The 23,720-nt window shown below is 73.5% G+C and carries 21 protein-coding genes and 1 pseudogene; 17 read left to right on the top strand and 5 right to left on the bottom strand.

Annotation, left to right across the window (positions count from 1 at the left end; translation table 11 throughout):
- Nucleotides 1-6 precede the first annotated feature (6 nt).
- Nucleotides 7-1,407: a dihydropyrimidinase gene (gene hydA, locus OG861_RS06500; protein ID WP_329199602.1), complete on the top strand. Its 1,401-nt coding sequence runs from the start codon at nucleotides 7-9 to the stop codon at nucleotides 1,405-1,407.
- Between the two features lie 9 nt (nucleotides 1,408-1,416).
- Entirely contained in the window at nucleotides 1,417-2,418 is a 1,002-nt protein-coding gene (locus OG861_RS06495) for a TIGR03842 family LLM class F420-dependent oxidoreductase (RefSeq protein ID WP_329199603.1), read from the top strand.
- Here the strand turns inward: OG861_RS06495 and tsaD are convergent.
- Nucleotides 2,388-3,458 (bottom strand): tRNA (adenosine(37)-N6)-threonylcarbamoyltransferase complex transferase subunit TsaD, encoded by a 1,071-nt coding sequence (tsaD, locus tag OG861_RS06490; protein WP_443064478.1) that lies wholly within the window; start codon nucleotides 3,456-3,458, stop codon nucleotides 2,388-2,390. The two genes, OG861_RS06495 and tsaD, sit on opposite strands and share 31 nt — an antisense overlap.
- Before the next feature lie 122 nt (nucleotides 3,459-3,580).
- Here tsaD and OG861_RS06485 point away from each other — a divergent pair.
- The 12 genes and pseudogenes from OG861_RS06485 to OG861_RS06430 form a co-directional block, all read left to right on the top strand.
- Nucleotides 3,581-3,718 (top strand): annotated as a pseudogene (locus OG861_RS06485) (acyl-CoA dehydrogenase family protein); the annotation flags it as partial.
- Entirely contained in the window at nucleotides 3,715-4,797 is a 1,083-nt protein-coding gene (locus OG861_RS06480) for an enoyl-CoA hydratase/isomerase family protein (RefSeq protein ID WP_329199607.1), read from the top strand. The pseudogene OG861_RS06485 and the gene OG861_RS06480, both read left to right, overlap by 4 nt.
- A gap of 48 nt (nucleotides 4,798-4,845) precedes the next feature.
- A complete protein-coding gene (locus OG861_RS06475; RefSeq protein WP_329199609.1) occupies nucleotides 4,846-6,852 on the top strand; it encodes a prolyl oligopeptidase family serine peptidase in 2,007 nt (668 codons plus the stop codon).
- 98 nt (nucleotides 6,853-6,950) lie between these two features.
- A complete protein-coding gene (locus OG861_RS06470) occupies nucleotides 6,951-7,775 on the top strand; it encodes an inositol monophosphatase family protein (RefSeq protein WP_329199611.1) in 825 nt (274 codons plus the stop codon).
- A 90-nt stretch (nucleotides 7,776-7,865) separates the two neighbouring features.
- Entirely contained in the window at nucleotides 7,866-9,284 is a 1,419-nt protein-coding gene (locus OG861_RS06465; RefSeq protein ID WP_329199613.1) for a phytoene desaturase family protein, read from the top strand.
- Nucleotides 9,284-9,796: an O-acetyl-ADP-ribose deacetylase gene (locus OG861_RS06460; protein WP_330261435.1), complete on the top strand. Its 513-nt coding sequence runs from the start codon at nucleotides 9,284-9,286 to the stop codon at nucleotides 9,794-9,796. The genes OG861_RS06465 and OG861_RS06460 overlap by 1 nt, the downstream gene beginning before the upstream one ends.
- 42 nt (nucleotides 9,797-9,838) lie before the next feature.
- Nucleotides 9,839-10,411 (top strand): MepB family protein, encoded by a 573-nt coding sequence (locus OG861_RS06455; protein WP_330261434.1) that lies wholly within the window; start codon nucleotides 9,839-9,841, stop codon nucleotides 10,409-10,411.
- Between the two features lie 315 nt (nucleotides 10,412-10,726).
- Complete coding sequence (locus OG861_RS06450) at nucleotides 10,727-11,197, top strand: hypothetical protein (RefSeq protein WP_329199619.1); 471 nt, start codon at nucleotides 10,727-10,729, stop codon at nucleotides 11,195-11,197.
- Nucleotides 11,194-12,408: an MAB_1171c family putative transporter gene (locus OG861_RS06445; protein WP_330261433.1), complete on the top strand. Its 1,215-nt coding sequence runs from the start codon at nucleotides 11,194-11,196 to the stop codon at nucleotides 12,406-12,408. The genes OG861_RS06450 and OG861_RS06445 overlap by 4 nt, the downstream gene beginning before the upstream one ends.
- Nucleotides 12,390-13,346, top strand: a complete 957-nt coding sequence (locus tag OG861_RS06440; protein WP_330261432.1) for a DNA-binding protein — start codon at nucleotides 12,390-12,392, stop codon at nucleotides 13,344-13,346. Before OG861_RS06445 ends, OG861_RS06440 begins: the two co-directional genes overlap by 19 nt.
- Nucleotides 13,347-13,420: 74 nt before the next feature.
- Nucleotides 13,421-13,903 carry a DUF3574 domain-containing protein gene (locus OG861_RS06435; protein ID WP_329199624.1) on the top strand — a complete coding sequence of 161 codons (483 nt, stop codon included), beginning with the start codon at nucleotides 13,421-13,423 and terminating at the stop codon, nucleotides 13,901-13,903.
- 119 nt (nucleotides 13,904-14,022) lie between these two features.
- On the top strand, nucleotides 14,023-16,080 hold the full coding sequence (locus OG861_RS06430; protein WP_330261431.1) for a SpoIIE family protein phosphatase: 2,058 nt from the start codon (nucleotides 14,023-14,025) through the stop codon (nucleotides 16,078-16,080).
- 25 nt (nucleotides 16,081-16,105) lie between these two features.
- Here the strand turns inward: OG861_RS06430 and OG861_RS06425 are convergent, their stop codons facing one another.
- Nucleotides 16,106-18,895, bottom strand: coding sequence for a SpoIIE family protein phosphatase (locus OG861_RS06425; protein ID WP_330261430.1), 2,790 nt, complete (start codon nucleotides 18,893-18,895; stop codon nucleotides 16,106-16,108).
- The gene (locus tag OG861_RS06420) at nucleotides 18,892-19,878 is read right to left on the bottom strand and encodes a GlxA family transcriptional regulator (RefSeq protein ID WP_329199629.1); all 987 of its coding nucleotides are present in this window, start codon (nucleotides 19,876-19,878) and stop codon (nucleotides 18,892-18,894) included. The genes OG861_RS06425 and OG861_RS06420 overlap by 4 nt, the downstream gene beginning before the upstream one ends.
- 109 nt (nucleotides 19,879-19,987) lie before the next feature.
- Between OG861_RS06420 and OG861_RS06415 the strand changes: the two genes are divergently transcribed.
- A complete protein-coding gene (locus OG861_RS06415) occupies nucleotides 19,988-20,593 on the top strand; it encodes a cysteine hydrolase family protein (protein ID WP_329199631.1) in 606 nt (201 codons plus the stop codon).
- A 111-nt stretch (nucleotides 20,594-20,704) separates the two neighbouring features.
- Here OG861_RS06415 and OG861_RS06410 read toward each other — a convergent pair whose 3' ends face one another.
- Nucleotides 20,705-21,217, bottom strand: coding sequence for a GNAT family N-acetyltransferase (locus OG861_RS06410; RefSeq protein ID WP_330261429.1), 513 nt, complete (start codon nucleotides 21,215-21,217; stop codon nucleotides 20,705-20,707).
- Nucleotides 21,218-21,329: 112 nt separating this feature from the next.
- Nucleotides 21,330-22,478 (bottom strand): glycerate kinase, encoded by a 1,149-nt coding sequence (locus tag OG861_RS06405; protein ID WP_330261428.1) that lies wholly within the window; start codon nucleotides 22,476-22,478, stop codon nucleotides 21,330-21,332.
- 256 nt (nucleotides 22,479-22,734) lie between these two features.
- Here OG861_RS06405 and OG861_RS06400 point away from each other — a divergent pair, with 256 nt between their 5' ends.
- Entirely contained in the window at nucleotides 22,735-23,235 is a 501-nt protein-coding gene (locus OG861_RS06400; RefSeq protein ID WP_329199637.1) for an NUDIX hydrolase, read from the top strand.
- Nucleotides 23,236-23,279: 44 nt separating this feature from the next.
- Nucleotides 23,280-23,708 carry a hypothetical protein gene (locus OG861_RS06395; RefSeq protein WP_329199639.1) on the top strand — a complete coding sequence of 143 codons (429 nt, stop codon included), beginning with the start codon at nucleotides 23,280-23,282 and terminating at the stop codon, nucleotides 23,706-23,708.
- Nucleotides 23,709-23,720: the final 12 nt, after the last annotated feature.

The raw sequence follows: 23,720 nt of genomic DNA, 5'->3' as shown, positions 1-23,720 counted from the left end.
ACGTACATGAGCACCCGCACCCTGATCAGCGGCGGACTCGTCGTCACGGCCGCCGACGAACTGCACGCCGACATCCTGATCGAGAACGGCCGGGTCGTCGCCCTCGCGGCCCACGGGTCGCAGGTCGCCGACGGCTGGACGGCGGACCGCACGCTCGACGCGAGCGGGAAGTACGTCATCCCCGGCGGGGTCGACGCCCACACCCACATGGAGCTGCCCTTCGGCGGCACCGCCGCCTCGGACACCTTCGAGACGGGCACCCGGGCGGCCGCCTGGGGCGGCACCACCACCATCGTCGACTTCGCCGTGCAGAGCGTGGGCCGCTCCCTGCGCGCCGGACTCGACACCTGGTACGACAAGGCCGACGGCCGCTGTTCGATCGACTACGCCTTCCACATGATCCTCTCCGACGTCAACGAGGGCACCCTCAAGGAGATGGACCACCTCATCGGCGAAGGCGTCACGTCCTTCAAGCTGTTCATGGCCTACCCGGGCGTCTTCTACAGCGACGACGGGCAGATCCTGCGCGCGATGCAGCGGGCGTCGGGCAACGGCGGTCTGATCATGATGCACGCCGAGAACGGCATCGCGATCGACGTCCTCGTCGAACAGGCCCTGGCGCGCGGCGAGACCGACCCGCGCCACCACGGCGAGGTCCGCAAGGTGCTCCTCGAAGCGGAGGCCACGCACCGGGCCATCCAGCTGGCCCGGGTGGCCGGCTCCCCGCTGTACGTCGTCCACGTCTCGGCCGAGGAGGCGGTCGCGGAGCTCGCCGCGGCCCGCGACAAGGGCCTGCCGGTCTTCGGGGAGACCTGCCCGCAGTACCTGTTCCTGTCCACCGACAACCTCGCGGAGCCCGACTTCCAGGGCGCCAAGTACGTCTGCTCCACCCCGCTGAGGCCGCGCGAGCACCAGGCGGCGCTGTGGCGGGGCCTGCGGACGAACGACCTCCAGGTGGTCTCCACCGACCACTGCCCGTTCTGCTTCCGCGGCCAGAAGGAGCTGGGACGCGGGGACTTCTCGAAGATCCCCAACGGGCTGCCGGGCGTGGAGAACCGTATGGACCTCCTCCACCAGGCCGTACTGGACGGGCACATCACCCGCCGCCGCTGGATCGAGATCGCCTGCGCGACCCCGGCCCGCATGTTCGGCCTCTACCCGCAGAAGGGCACCATCGCGCCGGGTTCCGACGCCGACATCGTCCTCTACGATCCGCACGCCGAGCAGGTCATCTCCGCCGAGACGCACCACATGAACGTGGACTACTCGGCGTACGAGGGCAGGCGGATCACCGGACGCGTCGACACGGTCCTCTCGCGCGGCGAACTCGTCATCGACCGGCGCGAGTACACCGGCCGGCCCGGACACGGGGCCTTCGTCCACCGCTCGACCTGCCAGTACCTGTAAGGAGCCGTGATGGACTTCGGCCTCGTCCTGCAAACCGACCCGCCGGCCTCCCAGGTCGTCAGCCTCATGAAGCGCGCCGAACGCAACGGCTTCCGCTACGGCTGGACCTTCGACTCGGCCGTCCTGTGGCAGGAACCCTTCGTCATCTACAGCCAGATCCTGGCCCATACCCAGAAGCTGCACATCGGCCCGATGGTCACCAACCCGGGTACCCGCACCTGGGAGGTGACCGCCTCCACCTTCGCCACCCTCAACGACATGTACGGCAACCGCACCGTCTGCGGCATCGGCCGGGGCGACTCGGCGATGCGGGTCGCGGGACGCAAACCCAACACCCTGGCCCGCCTCGGCGAGGCCATGGACGTGATCCGCGACCTCGCCGAGGGCCGGGAAGCCGTCGTGGACGGCAGCCCGATCCGGATCCCCTGGATCCGCGACGGCAAACTCCCCGTCTGGATGGCCGCGTACGGGCCGAAGGCCCTGGCCCTCGCGGGCGAGAAGGCCGACGGGTTCATCCTCCAGCTCGCGGACCTCTACCTCACCGAGTGGATGGTCAAGGCGGTCCGCGAGGCCGCCACGGCGGCCGGCCGCGACCCCGACGAGATCACCATCTGCGTGGCGGCCCCCGCGTACGTGGGCGACGACCCGGCCCACGCCCGCGACCAGTGCCGCTGGTTCGGAGGCATGGTCGGCAACCACGTCGCTGACCTCGTCGGCCGCTACGGCGAACACTCCTCGATGGTCCCGGACGCCCTCACCGAGTACATCAAGTCCCGTGAGGGCTACGACTACAGCCACCACGGCCGCGCCGGGAACCCGTCGGCCGACTTCGTCCCCGACGAGATCGTGGACCGCTTCTGCCTGCTCGGCCCGGTGGAGGCCCACATCGAGAAACTGCGGGCACTGCGCGACCTGGGCGTCGACCAGTTCGCCGTCTACGCCATGCACGACGCGCGGGAGGCCACGATCGACGCCTACGGTCAGCAGGTCATCCCGGCGCTGGGCCGCTGACCGACGGGCAGCGGGGTCAGGGAGGCGTACTCCAGCGGCGCGGACGGGTCGATGGTCACGTCCAGCGGAGCGGGTGCGGCGCCGGAGCGGACGAGCAGGGCGCCCACCGCCGCGATCATGGCCCCGTTGTCCGTGCACAGCGTCATCGGCGGCACGCGCAGTTCGATCCCCGCCGCGGCGCACCGCCGTTCGGCCAGGGCGCGCACGCGCGAGTTCGCGGCGACACCGCCGACCACGACCAGCGTCTGCACGTCGTGGGCGCGGCAGGCGGCCAGCGCCTTGCGGGTCAGCACGTCGGCCACGGCCTCCTGCAGCGCGGCGGCCCCGTCGGCCACGGACGGCTCCTCGCCGCGCAGACGGTGCTGCTCGACCCAGCGGGCCGCCGCCGTCTTGAGCCCGGAGAAGGAGAAGGCGTACGGATCGTCCCCGGGCCGGGTCAGCGGGCGCGGGAGGACCACCGCCTTCGGGTCGCCGTCCCGCGCGGCCCGGTCGATCGCCGGGCCGCCCGGATACGGCAGCCCCAGGATCCTCGCCACCTTGTCGAAGCACTCGCCCGCAGCGTCGTCCCGGGTGTCCCCGAGGTGCAGGATCGGCTCGCGCACCAGATCCCGTACGAGCAGCAGCGAGGTGTGGCCGCCGGAGACGATCAGCACCACGCAGGGCTCGGGCAGTGGCCCGTGCTCCAGGGTGTCCGCGGCGACATGGCCTGCCAGGTGGTGCACCCCGTACAACGGCACCCCGGCCGCGTAGGCGAGGGTCTTCGCCCCGGCCAGGCCCACCTGGAGCGCGCCCGACAGACCGGGTCCGGTGGTGACGGCGACCGCGTCGATCTGGTGCAGCCGCAGCCCCGCCTGGTCCAGGGCCCGCCGTACGACGGGATTGAAGGAGTGCAGGTGCGCCCGCGCGGCGATCTCCGGGACCACGCCCCCGAACCGTGCGTGCTCGTCCATGCTCGACGCCACCACGTGCGCGAGCAGCCGCCCGTCCCGCACGATCCCCGCGCCGGTCTCGTCGCAGGACGACTCGATCCCGAGCACCACTGGTCCGCCCACTGCGCCACTCCTTCTGACCCTTTATCTGCAACTGCAATATATGTGCAATAAGGAGTGGTCCCGTACCGGGTCGCCGACCGGGTCGAACGAGGCGCGGATCCGGGATCCGCCACGGCGGCCACGGCCATGTGGGGGAAGATGGCACCGAGGAGACCGTCCGCGAGCTCCGTGTGCACCAGATCCTGGAAGGGACCCACGAGATCATGCGCGTCATCGTCGCCCGCAGCCCCATGGAGAGCCTGCGGTGACCGCAGAAGCAGACGTCCTCGTCCACGTCGAGGGCCGCTCCGGCCGGTTGGTCCTCAACCGTCCGAAGGCCCTCAACGCCCTCAGCCACCCCATGGTGCTGCGGATCGCGCAGGCCCTGACCGCGTGGCGCGACGACCCCGCCGTCGACACCGTGGTGGTCTCCGGGGCGGGAGAGCGCGGCCTGTGCGCGGGCGGGGACATCCGGGCGATCCACGAGGACGCCAGAACGGGCGGCAGGGCCTCGGCGGACTTCTGGCGGGACGAGTACCGGCTCAACGCGCTGATCGCCCGCTATCCCAAGCCCTACGTCGCCCTCATGGACGGCATCGTGATGGGCGGCGGTGTCGGGATATCCGCCCACGGCGACGTGCGGATCGTCACCGAGCGCTCCCGCGTCGCGATGCCCGAGACCGGCATCGGCTTCGTCCCCGACGTCGGCGGCACCTACCTCCTCTCGCTGGCGCCCGGTGAACTCGGCACGCACCTCGCCCTGACGGGCGCGTCCGTCGGCGCCGCCGACGCCGTGCTGTGCGGCCTCGCCGACCACTTCGTACCGTCCGAGCGGCTCGGTGCGCTGGTGGCGGACCTCGCGCGGGAACCCGTACCCGACGCCGTCGCCGCGCACGTCGGCCTGGCGCCCGCCGGTGAACTGGCGTCCCAGCGCGAGTGGATCGACGACTGCTACGCCGCCGACACGGTCGAGGAGATCGTCGCCCGGTTGCTCTGCAGCGGCGTGCCCGCGGCGAAGGAGGCCGCGGTGACGCTGGCCGCGAAGTCACCGACCGCGCTCAAGGTCACCCTGGCCGCACTGCGCCGGGCCCGGCACCTCGGACCGCTGGAGCGGGTGCTGGAGCAGGAGTACCGCGTCTCCTGCGCCGCGCTGGCCTCGCCCGACCTGGTCGAGGGCATCCGGGCCCAGGTCATCGACAAGGACCGCAGCCCCCGCTGGGCGCCCGCCGACCTCGCCGATGTCTGCGACGAGGAAGTGGCCCGCCACTTCGCCCCGCTCGGCCCCGGCCGGGAACTGGTCCTCTCCGCCCCCGACACCCCGCGGGAGGCCGGCCGGGCACGGACCTGAGGCCCGGTCACGCCCGCGGCTGCCGCAGATCGGGGAGAATCGCCCGTCGTGACGGATGAAGACTCGTACCTGTGGCTCGAGGACGTGGAGGGCGCGGACGCGCTCGCCTGGGTGGCCGAGCGGAACGCGGAGACGCTCGCCGCGCTGACCCGCGGACCCGGCTTCGAAGCGCTGCGGCGGGACGTGCGGGAGGCCCTCGACGCGGGCGACCGGATCCCCTACACCGTCCGCCGGGGCCCGTTCCTCTACGACTTCTGGTGCGACGCGGAGCACCCGAAGGGCCTGTGGCGGCGTACGACACTGGAGCAGTACCGCAAGGACGCGCCCGAATGGGAGCTGCTCCTGGACGTCGACGCACTGGGGGCCGACGAGGGCGTGGAGTGGGTGTGGGACGGGGCGCAGGTGCGCTACCCGGACCACCGGCGGGCGCTGGTGACCCTGTCCCGGGAGGGCGCGGACGCCGTCGTGGTCCGGGAGTTCGACCTCGGCACGAAGGCGTTCGTCCCGGACGGGTTCGAGGTGGGGGAGGCGAAGACCCGGATCGGCTGGATCGACGCCGACCACGTGTACGTGGGCACCGACACCGGCCCGGGCTCCCTCACCGACGCCGGCTACCCCCGCACCGTACGCCGGTGGCGCCGCGGCACGGCCCTCGCTCAGGCGCAGCCCGTCTTCGAGGCGGAGGCGGCGGACATCGCGGCCACGGGCTGGCGGGACCCCACGCCGGGCTTCGAACGGGACTTCGTCTCCAGGGCCCGGGACTTCTGGCACCACGAGCTGTTCCTCCTGGCCGCCGACGACACGCCGGTACGCCTGGACGTACCGGACGACGCGGGCAAGTACGCCTGGAAGCGGTGGCTCATCGTCACCCCGAAGTCCCCGTGGCTGGGGCATCCGGCCGGTTCCCTCCTCGCCTTCGACTTCGAGGCGTACCTCGCCGGTGACCGCACCGCCTCCGTACTGTTCGCCCCCGACGGGCGCACCGCCCTGGCCGGGCACAGCTGGACCCGCCACCACCTCATCCTGGAGACCTTGTCCGACGTCGCGACCCGCATCGAGGTCCTCACCCCCGGCCCCGGCGGGGAGTGGGCGCGGCGGCCGCTGGCGGACGTGGCGCCGCTGTCGTCCGCGGGCATCACCGACACGGACCCGTACGTGTCCGACGAGTACTTCCTCGACGTCGACTCCTTCCTGCGGCCGTCCACCCTCTACCGGGGCGAGATCGGCGGCGCCACCGAGACCCTCAAGCAGGCCCCGGCCCACTTCGACGCCACGGGAATGGCGGCGCGGCAGTACTTCGCCACCTCGGCGGACGGCACCCGGGTGCCGTACTTCGTCGTCGGCCCCGACGGCGCGTGCGGCCCCCGGCCGGTGCTGCTGTACGGGTACGGAGGCTTCCGGGACCTGCAGACACCCCGCTACAGCCCGGTCACCGGCCGGGCCTGGCTGGCCCGCGGCGGCACCTACGCCGTGGCCAACATCCGCGGTGGTGGCGAGTACGGACCGGCCTGGCACCAGGCCGCCCTCGGCGCCGGCCGGCCCCGCGCCTTCGAGGACTTCGCCGCCGTCGCCCGCGACCTCGTCGAGCGCGGCATCACCACCCCCGGGCGGCTCGGGGCCCTCGGCGCCAGCAACGGCGGCCTCCTCATGGGCGCCATGCTCACCCGCTACCCCCAGTTGTTCGGCGCGATCGTCGCCAAGGTCCCCCTGCTGGACATGCTCCGCTTCCACAAGCTCCTGGCGGGCGCCTCCTGGACCGGCGAGTACGGCGACCCGGACGACGAAGCCGACCGCCCCCACCTGCGGGCGATCTCCCCCTACCACCAGCTGGCCGCCGGCCGCCCGTACCCGCCGCTGCTCCTGATGACCTCCACCCGCGACGACCGCGTCCACCCCGCCCACGCCCGCAAGACGGCCGCGCGCCTGCGCGAACTCGGCCACCGGGTCCACTTCTACGAGAACACCGGCGGAGGCCACGGCGGCGCCACCGACAACGGGCAGGCCGCCTTCAACCAGGCCCTCGCCCACACCTTCCTGTGGCAGCACCTCGGCTGAGCGCGGCCCGGACACGGACACCTGCCGTCCACCGGCAGTCCTCGGGTCCGTCGGGACAGCGGGTGGGGTTTGTCAGTCGGACGTGGTGTGATGGAGGCATGATCACAGAATTTCCGGCCCTTGACCTGTCGGCCGTCGAGGAGGCCGTCCGCAAGGCGGTCGCGGTCGAGGTCATGCCGAGGTTCCGCCAGCTCGCCGAGCACGAGGTCGACGAGAAGAGCGGCCCGCACGACCTGGTCACCGTCGCCGACCGCAAGGCCGAGGAGCACCTGACGGCCTCGCTGACCCGGCTGCTGCCCGGCTCCGCCGTCGTCGGCGAGGAGGCCGTGCACGCCGACCCCACGGTGTACGCGGCGCTGCGCGCCGACGCGCCCGTGTGGATCGTGGACCCGGTGGACGGCACCCGGCAGTTCGTCAGCGGTGACCCCGGCTTCTGCACCCTGGTCGCGCTGGCCCACCGCGGAGAGATCCTCGCCTCCTGGACGTACGCCCCGGCGCTGGACGAGCTGGCGACCGCCGTGCGCGGTGAGGGCGCCCACGTCAACGGCGCGCGCATCCACAGCGGTTCCCCGGAGCCCGGTGCCGTGCTGCGCGTCGCCATGGCCCACCCGCTGTACACCTCCGACGAGGACAAGCGCACCCTGGCCCGGCTCGATGTGCCCGGGGTCGCGGCCCGCCCCTGCGGATCGGCCGGCCTGGAGTACCTCAAGGTGGCCCGCGGCGAGATGGACGGCCTGGCCTTCAGCTGGCCCTCGGCGTGGGACCACGCGGCCGGACTGCTGCTGGTCGCCGAGGCGGGAGGCGAGCAGAGCACCGTCGCCGGGGTGCCCTTCCGGGTGGACAGGGACAACGCGCTGCCCTTCGCCGTGGGCCGCGACGAGGCCACGGTGGTGCGGATCCGCGAGCTGCTGCGCGGCGAATGACGGCCGGCCGCTCCATGTCTTCAATACAGTGCCGCCTGGACGCACCGCCGTCTCACATGCGGTGCCGCCGCCGGACGAAGGAGTCGTAAGGTGCCCTCGATTCTCGATGCGGTCGTGGTGGGGGCGGGCCCCAACGGGCTGACCGCCGCCGTCGAACTGGCCCGGCGCGGGCTGTCCGTGGCCGTCTTCGAAGCCGCCGCCGGCATCGGCGGCGGGGCCCGCACCGAGGAACTCACCCTCCCCGGCTTCCGGCACGACCCCTGCTCGGCGGTGCACCCGCTCGGCGTCGGCTCGCCGGTGTTCGCGACGATGCCGCTGGGGCGGTACGGGCTGGAGTGGCTGCACGCCCCGCTGCCCATGGCGCACCCGTTCGACGACGGCACGGCCGCGGTGCTGGCCCGCTCGGTCGCCCAGACGGCCGCGTCCTTCGGGCCGCGGGACGCGGGCGCCTACCGCCGCCTGGTAGCGCCGTTCCTCGGCAAGTGGGACACCCTGTCCAGGGACTTCATGTCCCTGCCCTCGACCGCGCTGCCCCGGGACCCGCTCACCCTGGCCCGCTTCGGGTTCTCCGGGCTGCCGCCCGCCACCTGGCTGATGCGCCGCTTCCGCGACGACCGGGCCCGCGCGCTGTTCGCCGGTCTCGTGGCGCACGTGATCGCACCGCTGAACGGGATCGGGACCGGCGCCGTCGGCCTGGTCTTCGCGCTGGCCGCGCACGCCGGCGGCTGGCCGATGCCGCGCGGCGGCTCGCAGTCCATCTCCGACGCCCTCGCCGCTTACCTGCGCGACCTCGGGGGCGCGGTGCACACCGACTTCGAGGTCAAGCGCCTCGACGACCTGCCCCCGGCCCGCGCGTACGTCTTCGACACCTCGCCGACCGCACTGGCGCGGATCGCCCGGCTGGGCCGGGCCTACGACGGCTACCGGTACGGAGCCTCCGTCTTCAAGGTCGACTACGCGCTGGACGGCCCGGTCCCCTGGACCGCGGAGGAGGCCCGCCGGGCCGGCACCGTCCAGATCGGCCCGCGCTCCCGCGACATCGACGCCGCCCTGCAACTGGCCTCCGGCGGCCGTGCCCCCCGTAACCCCTTCCTGATCACCGCCCAGCCCAGCCTCCTCGACCCCGGCCGGGCGCCCGAGGGCAAGCACGTCTTCTGGGCGTACGGGCACGTACCGTCGGGCTGGGACGGCGACCTCACCGAGGCGATGGAACGCCGGATCGAGCGCTTCGCGCCCGGCTTCCGCGACCTCGTACTGGCCCGCGCCACCGCCGGGCCGCCGCAGCTCGCCGCGCGCAACCCCAACTACGTCGGCGGGGACATCGCCTGCGGCGCCGCCTCCGGGCTCCAGCTGCTGCTCCGCCCGAAGATCACCCTGTCCCCGTACACCACCGCCCATCCGGCGGTGTTCCTGTGCTCCTCGGCGACCCCGCCGGGCCCCGGAGTCCACGGCATGTCCGGGCACAACGCCGCCAAGGCCGTCTGGCGCCACCTGCGAAAGGCACCGTGATGTCGCTCCGCATCACCCTCGTCCAAGGAGACATCACCGAGGAACGCGTGGACGCCGTGGTCAACGCCGCCAACTCCTCGCTGCTGGGCGGCGGGGGAGTGGACGGCGCGATCCACCGGCGCGGCGGGCCGCAGATCCTCGCCGACTGCGAGCGGCTGCGCCGCTCCCACTACGGCAAGGGCCTGCCGACCGGCAGGGCCGTCGCCACCACGGCGGGGCGCCTGCCGGCCTCGTACGTCATCCACACCGTGGGGCCCGTGTACTCGCGCCACGAGGACCGCTCGGAGCTGCTCGCCTCCTGCTACCGAGAATCCCTGCGCGTCGCGGACGAGCTCGGTGCCCGTACGGTCGCCTTCCCGGCCATCTCGACGGGGGTCTACGGCTGGCCGATGGACGACGGCGCCCGCATCGCGGTGGAGACGGTGCGCACGACGCCGACCTCGGTGGAGGAGGTCCGCTTCGTCCTCTTCGACGCCGCCGCCCACGCCGCCTTCGCCGCCGCCCTGGGCTGACGGCGGTGCCCTGTCCGCGGCGACGCGTGACAGGGTGGGGCGATGCCGACCGACCGCGCGTACCCGTCAGATCCCCGTCCGCCGACCGGCCCCACGGCGCGCTGGGACGCCACCGTCACCCACGGGGACCTCCTCGCGGCGAAAGCGCTCGTCTACGATCCCTGCGGCTTCACCTGCTCCCAGCCGGTCCCCGAACCCGAGAGCGCCGCGTACGCCGCCCACCATTTCACCCTGGACGGCCGGCGCGTCCGGTTCCGCGCGGCCAGGACGACCCCCACGAAGGCCGGCCAGTTCGTCACCGTGTGGCAGAGGTCCCCGGGCGGCCCCATTCGGCCGTTCGACACCACGGACCCCGTCGACCTGTTCGTCGTCAGCACCCGGGACGCAGACCGCTTCGGCCAGTTCGTCCTTCCCCTCGACGCGCTCCGACGGCACGGGGTCGTTTCCGTGGACGGGTCGGGCGGGAAGCGGGCATTCCGCGTGTACCCGCCCTGGGTGACCACCACCAGCCGCCAGGCGGAGCGCACGCAGGCGTGGCAGTCGGACCACTTCCTGCCCGTCCCCGAGGGCGGCACCGTCGATCCCGTCCGCGCCCGAGAGCTCCACCGCCCCTAGGGAATCGCGTCGAATTACCGCACGGCATATCCCGGACGCACTATTCGTCCCCGCCCGCTTTCGACGGAATCCGGCGATGCGTGGCCGGATAGAACCCACAACGGACAGAAGGGAGTTGGCGTGTGACATCATGACCGCGTCGTCTGCCCCGGAGATCATCGGGCACGGGCAGGGGAGGGCAGCCGACGAGTTCCGCCGGAGGACTGAGGGATGAAGATACCGGGCTCAGCGTCGCCGGCATCGGAGGACAGACGGCGCAGGCGCCGGCTCAAAAGGGTCCGCCGTACCTGTGAGGCGATGCTGGTGGAGTGGGGTATGGAGCACGGCTGCGGAATCGACGAACTCCACCGCTATCTCAGCGAGAGCCGCCGCCGAACCATTCATCTGATTCCGACCTCCTTCCCGGAACGCCATTTGCTGGGCCTGTGGCTGAAATTGGACGACTTCGATGTCGTCGCCTTCGAGAAGTCCGCGTCGCCCGCACACAAAGAACACATCATCACCCACGAACTCGCCCACATCGCCTTCGAGCACCGCGGCTCGGTACCGCTGGACCACACTCCTTCCGGGCCACTCCTGTCGAACGTCGACCCCGCCGGCGTACGGGGACTGCTCATGCGCTCCCGCTACAGCGACGACGAGGAGCAGGAGGCCGAGACCATGGCCTCGCTCATCCTGGCCAGGGTCACCAAACGCTGGGTCGAACCCGCCTGGGCCGTACCCGCGGAGGCCGCCGACGTCGTCGCCCGCATCGAGCAGGGTCTCGGCAGGACGGAACCGCAGTGACGGCGGTCTACACGGCCCTCGCCTGGATCTGTACCTTCGTCGGTCTCGCCGCCTTCGCCTACCGGCTCCCGGACCTGGTGCGCCGCAAGCACGACGTGGCGCTGTGGGCGCTGTGCGTCTACTTCCTGTGCTCCGGGATCAGCTTCCTCGTCGACCTGGACCAACTGAGGCTGCACATCTCGGGGTTCTTCGGCGTCCCCAACATCACCTCGCTGATCACCCAGGTGGCGGTGGTCGTGCTCACGGCGGCGCAGCAAGTGGTCCTCGTCCACTGGTCCTCGCCCCCCGCCCAGGCCCGGCGGATGGCCCGCCGGCGCCTGCTGTTCTTCGGCGCCGCGCTCTGCGTGCTCGTGACCTCCTCCTTCGTCGTGGGCCCGGTGGCGCACTCCGACACGGCGACATCGACGATCCTGCTGAGCATCCACCACGGCGGATACGCCCTCTACATGTCCTTCTACCTGCTGATATGCGCCGTGGGACAGGCCGAGACGGTCCGGCTGTCGATGCGCTTCACCAAGGTGGCCAACCGCCAGTGGCTCGCGGCCGGCATGCGGACCGTCACCGTCGGCGCCACGCTCATCCTGGTCTACTGCGTCACCCGCGGCATCCAGATCGCCGGCACCCGGCTGCACTTCGACGGCGCGGGCCTCGACCCGGTCCAGTGGGCCTGCGGCAGCATCGGCGCACTGCTCCAGGTCACCGGATGGACCATCCCGGCCTGGGGCATCCACCTCACCCGCGCCCGGGCCTGGGGCCGCAGCTACCGTGCCTACCTCCGGCTGCGACCCCTGTGGTGGGCCCTGCACCAGGCGTCCCCCGACATCGCGCTGGACCCGCCCCGCTCCTGGATGCGTGACCTGCTGCCGCCCAGGGACCTGCACTACAGCCTTTACCGGCGGGTGATCGAGATCCGCGACGGGCAGCTGATCCTGCGCACCTCGCTCTCGCTCGCGGACTTCTCCCGCGTCGCCCGCTCGCTCGGTCTGCCGGAGGATCCGACCTCGCCCCTCGGCGAAGCCCTCCAGGTGCGCGCCGCACTGAGCCGGGACCCCGAGGAGCGGGCCGAGGAGGCCGAGTCCCCGGAGATCCCCGCCCGGCCGCCCTACGAGGACTTCCGCGACGAGGTGGAGTGGCTGACCGAGGTCGCCTCCTCCTTCACCGCGCTCGGCCGCGGCGGCCGCAGGACCGAGGCGTGGACGGTGACCCGGTGACCGCTCCCGCCGCGCAGGGGGCACTCCGTACGGACGCGGCACGCACCGCGGACGCGGCACGCACCACCGAGCGGCTGGTGCACCTCGACGCCACGCGCGGTGCGCGCGCCGCGGTCCCCGCCGCCCGCGAGGCCGTACGGCGCCACCCGGAACTCTCCGCCGACCCCGAACGCCTGCGCGGCCACTCCCACGACCGGATCGCGGTGCTGGCCGAGCTGTGCGAGGTGATCGGATGGATCCTCTTCGACGCGGGCCTCCACCGGCACGCGTACCGGGCCGACGCCCGCGCGCTGGCCCTCGCCGAACTCTGCGGCGACCGCTGGACGGCCCGGCTGGTACGGCTGAACCACAGCATGCTCCAGACCCACACCGGGCACCCGCGCGCCGCCCTGGAGACCGCCTCGCGCGTCGCCGGGCCGCGCCCGTTGCCGCCCCGCGTCAGCGCCCTCGTCCTGATCCGCCGGGCACACGCGACCGCCCTGCTCGGCGCCCACCGCGAGCCCCTGGAGCTGATCGCCCGGGCCCAGAGCCGCTTCCTGGACGGCGTCTCGCGCCGTGACCCGCACTGGGCGTGGTGGATCGACCAGGAAGAGCTGACCGGCCACGAGGGGTGGGTCATGGCCCGGCTGCGCCGGTGGGACCGGGCCCTGCCCCTCCTGCACCGGGCGGCCACCGCCCCAGGCCCCTCCTACCGTCACCTGTTCGCGGCGGAACTCCTCGCGGCCCTGGCCCGCGCCGGGGCCTGGCGCGAGGCGGAGGACCTGATCACGGACCTCGCCCCGCGCGCCGCGGGCATCGGCTCCGCCCGGACGGCCCGATCGCTGCGCAGGACGGCCCGGCTCCTGCGCCGGGCCCCCGGCGTCCCCGCCGGGCTGCGGGACGCGGCGGTCTTCCTGCAGGAGCACCTGGCGGGCCCGGACCCCGCCCGCACCGCCTGACCGCCTCCGGCAGTCCCGCAGGCTCCGGCCCCCAGACCCCACCCCCCGAGACCACCGCCACAGAGAGGGACCCCATGCGCCCCATACGGATATCGATGCCCGCGGCCGCCGCCGTACTCACGGCGGCCGTGCTGTTCTTCGCCTCCGCGAGCCCGGCCTCGAACGCCACCTTCCAGCCCCCGGCCGCCGCCTCGGCGGTGAACCAGGACGGGGCCGCGGAACGGGGCAGACCGTACGTCTCCACCAGCCTCTACTTCGGCACCGGGCGGCACGACGGCAAGCCGCCCATCACCGACGAGCAGTTCAACAAGTTCATCGCCGACGTCGTCACCCCCCGCTTCCCCGCCGGACTGACGCTCCAGGAAGGGCGCGGCCAATGGAGGGACAAGGAGGGTGACATCAACCGCGAGAAGTCGTACGAACTGACCGTGCTCTACCCCGTGACCGAGGCCCGCGCCCGGGACGCCGACATCGAGTACATCCGCAACCTGTACTGCGCCATGTGGGAGCTGGAGTCCGTGGGCCGCGCCGACGCGCGCGTCCAGGTCGACTTCTGACCCGCCCGGCGGGCGGTCCGGCCGGGCCGCCCGCCGCACGGCGACCGCAGCGCCCCGCGCCGGGCACTCGGCTAGGGTGAACCGGTAGGAAACAGGCCCACCCGGGGCGAGGTCGTGCGTTGGACACATACCGGTTGACGAGCGAGGTACCCGATCAGCCGCCGGGCGTCGTCGGGTACGCGGGCGTACTGCGGGAGCTGCTGCCGATCGCCCTGTGGCGCGAGGACGCCGACGGCCGCGTCGTGCAGTGGTCGCTGGCCGCCCAGGACCTGCTCGGCCACCGCCCCGAGGAGATCATCGGCCGCCCGGGGACCACCGTCCTCGTCCCCGACGCCAACCGCGAGCTCGCCGAAGACCTGACCCGCCGCGTCCAGGCGGGCGAGACCGTCGTCGGGACCCTGCCCGTACGCCACCGTGACGGGCACCGCGTGACGATGGAGATGTGGATCGTGCCCGCCATGGACCCGCAGGGCCGTCCGGGCGCCATGCTCGTCGCCGTGGAGACCTCCGAGGTCCTGCACATGCGGGACTCCCTCGCCGCGCTCCAGAGCCTGTTCACCCAGTCGCCGATCGGCCTCGCCACCCTCGGCACCGACTTGCGTTTCCTGCGCGTCAACGACGCGCTGGCCCGGATGAACGGCGTCTCCGCCGCCGCCCACCTGGGCAAACGGCTCACCGAGGTGGTCCCGGGCGTCAACGCCGTCGCACTGGAGGCGATGATGCGGCAGGTGCTGGAGCAGGGGGCCCCCGTCGTCGACGTCCGCCGCACCGGGCACACCCCCGCCGACCCCGGCCACGAGCGGACCTGGTCCTGCTCCTACGCCCCCCTGCTCGACCCGGGCGGCCGCCCGCTCGGGGTGATCGCCTCCCTCATCGACATCACCGAAGGCCAGCGGGCGCAGCTGGAGGCCGAGCGGGCCCGTACCCGCTTCGCCCTGCTCGCCGAGGCCGGTACCCGCATCGGGACGACGCTGGACCTCGACCAGACCGCCCGCGAGATCGTGGACCTGCTGGTCCCGCAGCTCGCCGACTCCGCCGACGTACAGCTGCTGGAAGCCGTCCTCGGCCCCGATGACGCCGCGTTCTCCAACCGGGGCGTCCTGCGCAGGCTCGCCGTCAGCTTCCCCGACCCGTCCGCGCCGACGGCCGCCCTCGCCCCCGGCCAGACCTTCAAGATCCCCGCCGGGACCGTCTACGAACGGGTCATCGCCGAAGGCCGGCCCATGAACCTGTACGCCGCCGACGTCCCCGCGCTCATCACCGACCCGCGCGCCGACCCGCTGCGCAGGTACCTGGCCGGCCTCGGCTCGGCACGGCTCGTCCCGCTGGTGGCGCGCGGCACGGTCCTCGGCGCGGTCACCGTGACCCGGCTGAGCGAGCGGGAGCCCTTCGACGCGCAGGACAGCGTCCTGATCGACGAGCTGGTGGCCCGCGCGGCGCTCAACATCGACAACGCCCGTATGTACACCGGACAGCGGCGCGCGGCGCTCACCCTCCAGCGCAGCCTCACCAACAGCGCCGTGCCGCGCGTCGACGGCCTCGAACTGACGGGACGATACCTGCCCGCCAGCGCCCACGACGTCGGCGGCGACTGGTTCGACGTCATCCAGCTGCCCCGGGGCCGGACCGGACTGGTCATCGGGGACGTGATGGGCCACGGCATCCACGCGGCGGCCGTCATGGGCCAGCTCCGTACGGCCGTACGGACCCTCGCCCGCCACGACGTGCCACCCGAGCGGATGCTGCGCTCCCTCGACGCCACGGTGGCGGACCTCGGCGAGAACGAGATGGCGACCTGCGTCTACGCCGTCCACGACCCGGCGGCCGGCGGCTGCCTGATCGCCCGGGCCGGGCACCCGCCACCCGCGGTGGTCGGCGCCACCGGGAAGGTGACCTTCCTGGACGGCCCGCCCGGGACACCGCTCGGAGCGGGCGGAACGGACTTCCGTACCGAGGAGGTGCCGCTGCCGCCCGGCAGCCTCCTGGCGCTCTACACGGACGGGCTGATCGAAGCCCGCTACCGGGACCTCGACCAGGGACTGGAGCAGCTGGCGCGGGCCCTCGGGCAGCCGGCCCGGCCACTGGAGCAGCTGTGCGACGAGATCCTGGAGCGGCTCCTGCCGGCGGCCCCGCAGGACGACGTGGCGGTGCTCCTGGCCCGCACGGTCGTCCCGTAGGCCCGCGCCCCGGGCAGACCCCGCGTCACCAGGCCAGCCCCTCCAGCTCGTCCAGGTCCAAGGTCAGCGCCGCCAGCGGCTCCGCGCCGCCGTCCGTCAGCGGCAGCTCCGCCCAGATGACCTTCCCCCGCTCGGTGTAACGGGTGCCCCAGCGCTCCGCGTACTGCGCGACGAGGAACAGGCCGCGACCGCCCTCGTCGGTGGAGGCCGCGTACCTCAGGTGCGGGGAGGTGCTGCTCCCGTCGGACACCTCGCAGATCAGGGTGCGGTCGCGCAGCAGCCGCACCCCGATGGGCTCGGACCCGTAACGGATGGCGTTGGTGACCAGTTCGCTGAGGATCAGTTCCGCGGTGAAGGCGATCTCCTCCAGACCCCACGCCTGGAGCTGGGCCGAACCGGCGTTGCGCACCCGCGAGACGGCCGCGGGGTCGTCCGGGACCTCCCACTCGGCGATGTGGTCCGCGTCCAGCCGCCGGGTGTCGGCGATCAGCAGCGCGATGTCGTCGCTGGGCGAGGGGAACAGCAGCGCCGACAGCACGTCCACACAGGCCTGCTCGGGGCTGCGTCCGGTCGTCGACAGCGCCCCCTTGAGCAGTTCCAGTCCGGTGTCGATGTCGCGGTCGCGGTCCTCCAGCAGCCCGTCGGTGAACAGCGCGAGCCGGCTGCCCTCCGGCAGCCGCAGCTCGGCCGTCTCGAACGGCATCCCGCCCACCCCCAGCGGAAGCCCGGTCGGCAGCTCGGGGAACTCCACCCGGCCGTCCGAGTGGACCAGCGCCGGGCCCGGGTGTCCCGCGCTCGCCACCGAACAGCGGCCGGACACCGGGTCGTAGACGGCGTACAGGCAGGTCGCGCCCGTTACGCCGGCCGGGTCGTCGCCGTCCCCGCTCTCCTCGGCGGACCCGGTCTCGTCGCGGTCGATCCGGTCGATCAGCTCGTCCAGGTGCCCCAGCAGCTCGTCCGGCGGCAGGTCCAGCGTCGAGAAGTTGTGCACGGCGGTGCGCAGCCGGCCCATCGTCGCCGCGGCGTGCACGCCGTGCCCGACCACGTCGCCGACGACCAGGGCCACCCGGGCGCCCGGCAGCGGGATCACGTCGAACCAGTCACCGCCCACGCCCGCCTGCGCGGGCAGGTACCGGAACGCGACGTCCACGGCGCTCAGCTCGGGCAGTACCCGGGGCAGCAGGCTGCGCTGGAGCGTGACCGCCGTGGCGTGCTCCCGGGTGAAGCGGCGGGCGTTGTCGATCGAGACGGCGGCGCGCGCCCCCAGCTCCTCGGCGAAGGACAGGTCCTCCTCGTCGAAGGCGTCCGGGGTGTCGGCCCGCCAGAAGTTGGCCATGCCCAGCACCACGCCCCGCGCCTGCAGCGGTACCGAGATCAGTGAGTGCAGCCCGTACTCCAGGGCCACCCGGGTGCCCTCGGCGTCCTGGGCCCGCCAGCCGAAAGCGGTGTTCAGATCCGCGGCCAGCACCGCCCGCCCTGCGGCCAGCGCCGCGGCCATCGGCGCGGTCGGCACCACGAACCGGATGATCTCCCCGACCGGCTGCAACGGCTGGTCGCTGCGCACCCCGCTCATCGCCGCCCGGCGCATCTCGGTGTACGTCCCGGACAGCGCCGAGGGCTCCTCGCCCCGGAGCACGGGCTCCAGCAGCTCGACGGTGACGAAGTCCGCGAAGCGCGGAACGGCCACCTCCGACAGTTCCTCGGCGGTGCGCACCACGTCCAGGGTGGTGCCGATCCGCACCCCCGCGTCGTACAGCAGCTGGAGCCGCCCACGGGCCACCTCGGCGCGCCCGGAGAGCGCGGCGAGCTCGGTCGAGTCGCGCAGCGTCATGACGCTGCCCGAGGGCATGCCCCGGTACGGCTTGGTGGGCCGGACGTTGACGGCCAGGAGGCGGTCCCCGGACAGGTGGACCTCGTCCGTCACGATCCGCCCGGAGACGAGCAGGTCCGCGGTACGGGGGTCCAGGCCGAGGTCGGTGACGTGCCGTTGTTCGGCGTCCGGCGGCAGGTCCAGCAGCCGTCGTGCCTCGTCGTTGGCGAGCACCAGCCGGTGGTCGGCGCCGATGATGAGCACCCCCTCGCGCACGGCGTGCAGGACCGCCTCGTGGTGCTCGTTCATCCGGGTCATCTCGGCTTCGCCCAGCCCCCGGGTCTGGCGCCGCAGCCTGCGGCTGACGAGGGCGGCGCCACCGGTGCCCAGCAGCAGGGCGCCGGCCGCCGAGCCGAGCAGCAGGGGCAGCTGGTTGCCGACCGCCCCGCCGACGTTCGCGATCTCGATGCCGGTGGCGACGAGCCCGACGACGGCCCCCGAGGAGTCCTGCACGGGGACCACCGCGCGCACCGCGTCGCTGGGGGCGCCCTTGAACGTCTCGGTGAAGGGCGCTCCGTTGACGGCGCGCGAGAGGTCACCGGTGGCCCGCTTCCCGATGAGATCGGGCCGGGCGTCGGTGTAGCGGATGCCGTCCTTGTTCATCACGGCGATGAAGTCGACGCCGGAGGCCCGGCGGGCGGCGTCGGCCAGGGGCTGGAGCGCGGCCGAGGGGTTCGGCGAACGCAGGGTGGCGGGCAGACCGGGCGCATGGGCGAACGCTTCGGCCGCCGCGAGCGAACGGTTGCGGGCGTCACGGGCGCTGTCGTACCGGGCCTGGAACACCAGCGCCAGCGTGGCGGCGGTGATCAGCACCAGCACGATCACCGCCTGCAGGAGGAACACCTGGCCGGCGACGCTCCCGGGGAAGTGGGCGAAGCGCGCGAGCAGGCCCGGGGGCCGGCCCGCCGGCGGCGATCCCCTGGGTCGACCCGAACGTCCGGTCATGAGCCATTTCTAACACTGTCGCGGTGATTTGGGATGGCGGCGGCCGTCGCGCGGTACGCGCGCGGGCTCTGGCCGACGTGTGCGGTGAAGTGCTGGCGGAAGGTGACCTCGCTGGCGAACCCGGTGCGGCGGGCCACTTCCGGGACCGGGTGGTCGGTGCGCTCCAGCAGCCGGCGGGCGGCGTCGAGGCGGTGGCCCAGCAGCCACTTGTGCGGGGTGGTGCCCGTGGCGGCGGCGAAGTGCCGGGCGAAGGAGCGCGGCGACATCCCGGCCCAGCGGGCCAGGGTGGCCACGTCCATGGGCTCGTGCAGCCGGCGCAGTGCCCGCTCCCGTACGACGGCCAGCGCCTCGGCGGTACGGTCGGCTGCCGGGGTGGGCCGGTCGAGGTACTGGGCGTGGTCCCCGGTGCGGAACGGGCCCGTCACCATGGAGCGGGCGATCGCCGCGGCGGCCTCCGCGCCGTGGGCCTCGCGCACCAGGTGCAGGCACAGGTCGATGCCGGAGGCCACCCCGGCGGAGGTCCACACCCCCGAGTCCTCGACGTACAGCGGAGCCTCCTCGACCAGGACCCCTGGATAGCGGGCGGCCAGCCTCGGGGCGAGCCACCAGTGCGTCACCGCCCGGCGGCCCTCCAGCAGCCCCGCCTCGGCCAGGACGAAGGCCCCGGCACACAGGGCGGCCACCGGCACGCCGCGGGCGTGCGCCTCGCGCAGGGCGGCCAGCACGGGAGCGGGGCTCGGCCCGTCGGGCTCGGAGAGCGCCGGTACGACGACCAGGTCGGCCTCGGCCAGCCAGTCCAGGCCCCGGTCGGGCGTGAGGGTGAGCCCGCCGGGCAGCGCCACCGGAGCGGGCGTCGCGGCGCAGCGGCGCAGCTCGAAGGAAGGGACCCCGGAGCGGCTGCGGTCGGGGCCCCAGACCTCGGTGATCACGGCGAGGTCGAAGGCCCGGATGCCCGGCTGGACGACGATCGCGACGCGCTGCATGCCGCGATTTTCCCAGAGCCCGGATACGGCTGCCAACGTGGCAGGATCCCATCGGTCAGCGGCGTCGGAAGTCCTGTCGGGCCGGGGCGGACGCGGACATGATGAGGCCATGACGACGAACGAGATCGAAATCGCCCCGAACAGTGCCCTGCTGGTCATCGACGTCCAGAAGGGCTTCGGCGACGCGTCCTACTGGGGGCCGCGCAACAACCCGGCGGCCGAGGCCAACATGGCGGCCCTGATGGACGCCTGGCGGGAGTCCGGGCGCCCGGTGGTGCTCGTCCAGCACGCCTCGCGGACGGCGGGCTCCGTCCTGGCCGCCGACGAGCCCGGCCACGCCTTCCAGGACTTCGTCGAGGAGCGCCGGGAGGTGGCCGCGCTGCACGTCACCAAGACGGTGAACTCCTCCTTCTACGGCACCCCCGACCTGGCCGAATGGCTCACCGCCCAGGGCATCGGCCAGCTCGTCGTCGCCGGGATCCAGACCAACATGTGCGTGGAGACCACCGCCCGGATGGCCGGGAACCTCGGCTACGACGTCCTCGTACCCCTGGACGCCACGCACACCTTCGACCTCGTGGGCCCGGACGGCGCCCGCCTGAGCGCGGACGAGCTGGCCACCGCCACCGCCGTCAACCTCCACGGCGGAGGCTTCGCCCGCGTCGTCGCCACCGCGCAGGTCCTCGCGGCGGCCCGGGACCGGATCACCGCCTAGCGCGGCTCCCGTCCGGTCCGGCTCACCGCGCCGTCCGGCTCACGGCGCCCGTCCGGCTCACGGCGCCCGTCCGGCTCACGGCGCCCGTCCGGCTCACGGCGCCCGTCCGGCTCACCGCGCGGTCCAGCTCGCGGCGTAGTACCGCAGCCGCCCGTCCTGGCGCACGCACCGCATCCCCGCGGCGGCCATGACCCGCTGGGAGGCGGTGTTCGTCAGGTCGGTGTCACCGTCCACGCCACGCGCCCCGTGCCGCCGGGCGTGCTCCAGCAGCCCGCGCAGCGCCTCCGCGGCGTAGCCCAGGCCCCGCGCGGCGGGAACGAGGCCGTAGCCGACGGTGACCCGGCCACGGGCGTCCGCGGGGCCGTGGAAGCCGGCCCCGCCGATGGCCCGCCCGTCGGCGCGGAGCAGGATCTCGTAGGCCCCGAACGGTCCCGGCTCGCCGTGTTCGGCCCATACCCGCAGGAACCTCTCCGCGCCCGCCCGGTCCCCGGCGTCCGGATACCCGGGCTCCCAGCGGTCCGCCGGGCCGGGCCGACCGGCGAGGATGCGCCGGGCCCCGGCCCGGTCGAGGGGGCGCAGCAGCAGACGGGGGGTCGGGATCGGGTCGGTGCTCGTTTCCTCCATGAACCGTGCATACCAGTGACGGCCGCCGTGGTGCGCCCGGATTTACCGCCCCAGGACACGCCGGAGGGCCGGTTCACCCCGGGAACCGGCCCTCTGCCGCGTTCTGACGGGGTCAGAGCACGTCGGCCGCGATGTTGGCCGCCACCTGCTCCAGCAGCGGACCGGCGTTCGCGATGCACTTCGCCGGGTCCGGCTCGATCTCGGTCAGCGGGTACGCCCGCCGGATCCCGGCCGCCTGCAGCGCCTCCTGCTCCAGCAGCAGCCGGCCGCACACCGCCACGACCTCCTTGCCCGCCGCCCGGGCCGCCGCCGCGACACCGGCCGGGGCCTTGCCGTGCAGGGTCTGCTCGTCCAGCGAACCCTCGCCGGTGATCACGAGCGTGGCCCGCTCCAGCGCCGGAGCGAAGCCCAGCACCTCCAGCATCAGCTCGATCCCGGGACGGAACGTCGCCCCGAGCAGCAGCGCCCCGTAGCCGATGCCGCCCGCGCCACCGGCGCCCGGCAGCAGCGCGCACTCGGCGGCCTTCGCGCCGATCGCCTTCTCCAGGACCACCGCGAAGTGCGCCAGCGCCGCGTCCAGCGTCGCCACGTCCTCGGGGGAGGCGCCCTTCTGCGGCCCGTACACCGCCGGCGCGCCCTTCGGGCCCGTCAGCGGGTTGTCCACGTCGCTGGCGAGCACGAAGTCCACGTCCGCGAAGCGCGGGTCGATGCCGGACAGGTCCGCCGAGGCCAGCGAGGCCAGCGCGCCGCCGCCCGGACCGACCGGTTCACCGTTCGCGTCCAGGAGCACCGCACCGAGGGCCGCGAGCATGCCCGCGCCGCCGTCGGTGGTCGCACTGCCGCCCACGCCGAAGACGATCGAGCGCGCGCCCGCGTCCAGCGCGGCCTTGAGCAGCTCGCCCGAGCCGTACGTGGTCGCCGTCAGCGGGGCGAAGACGCCCTGGGGCAGCAGCTGGAGCCCGGAGGCCTCGGCCATCTCGACCACGGCCGTCGCGCCCCGCAGTGCGAAAGCGGCCGTGACCTGGTCTCCGAGGGGCCCGGTGACCCGTACCTCCCGGCGTTCGAAACCGGCCGCGACGGCGGCCGCGACCGTACCGTCGCCGCCGTCCGCGACGGGGAGGGTCTCGATCTCCACGCCCGGTACGGCCTTGCGAAGGCCGGCCGTCACCCGCTCCGCGACCTGTACGGCCGTGAGCGAGCCCTTGAATTTGTCCGCGGCGATGAGCACGCGCGCGGCCTCAGTTACTGCTCCGTCCGTCACCTTTGCTGATCCCTTGCTATCGAACAGTGCAGTCGCGCCGCCATGAGCCTATCCGGAGGATCCTCCTATGCCCATGGGCGGCCTGGGACACACCGGAGGCCCATCCCCCCAAATGGGCGCATACCACCCGCATCGGGCCCGCCGTCCGAGGGGGAGGCGCCGCACGCGGTCCGAGGAGTGAGACGGCGCGCACGACGGCCGCGCCGGGCCCGAGGCATGATCCACGCACCCCCGGACGTCTGGGTAGGGTGGCGGCGTGACCACCACGGATGACTACGCCACCTACATAGCGAGCCTGCCCCGGGTGCTGGCGGGCGCGGCCGCCCTCTTCCGGGACGCCGAGGGCCGGGTGCTCCTCGTCGAGCCCAACTACCGCGAGGGGTGGGCCCTGCCGGGCGGCACCATCGAGTCCGACCGGAACGAGTCGCCGCGGGCCGCCGCCCGGCGCGAGAGCGCCGAGGAGATCGGCATCGACCAGCCGCTCGGCCGGCTGCTCGCCGTGGACTGGAGCGTGGACGCGGGCCGTCCCCCGCTGGTCGCGTACCTCTACGACGGCGGAGTGCTGGACGCGGGGCAACTCGCCTCCATCAGGCTCCAGGAAGAGGAACTGCTCTCCTGGAAGCTGGTCGCACCGGCCGAAGTGACCACGTACCTCCTCGGATCGCTCGGCCGCCGCGTCCAGGAGGCCTACCGGGTCCTGGAGTCGGGCGCGAGCACCGTCGAGCTGGAGAACGGACGTCGCCCGGCGGACGCGTGACGCCGTTACCCGAGGCCTACTTCGACCAGGACAGAATGCAGCGCATGATCACGATGTACGCCTGGCCGAGCACGGCCGACGGACCGGACGCCCTCCCCATGGTCCACTTCACCACCGACGAGCAGGCCGGCGCCGAGGTCACGCCCGAGGGCACGCCGGTGTGGCTGTTCGACGGTGCGATACGCGACGGCGGCTGGGCCGAGTTCGCCGACTTCGACGCCTGGTCGGTCCCGGCCACCGACTGGCAGGCCTTCTACCGCCGTGAGGACGACCTCCTCGCCGTCACCGGGCCCGGCAGCTGTGAGGGCTGGTACCAGGGCAAGCTCGGCGCCGACGCGCAATGGGTGGCGGCGGCGGCCGAGCAGCGCAGCGTGGTCCTGCTCGCGGCGCCCGTCCAGCACCCCTCCCTGTACGCCTACGCGGTCGAAGCGGGCGCCGGGTTCGCACTGCTGGTGCCGCTCGCGGTCATCTAGACCCGGCCGGGC

Source organism: Streptomyces sp. NBC_00539 (genome assembly GCF_036346105.1).
Lineage (GTDB): Bacteria > Actinomycetota > Actinomycetes > Streptomycetales > Streptomycetaceae > Streptomyces.
The sequence above is the reverse complement of the archived record's forward strand: the minus strand, read 5'-3'. Positions and strand labels throughout refer to the sequence as shown.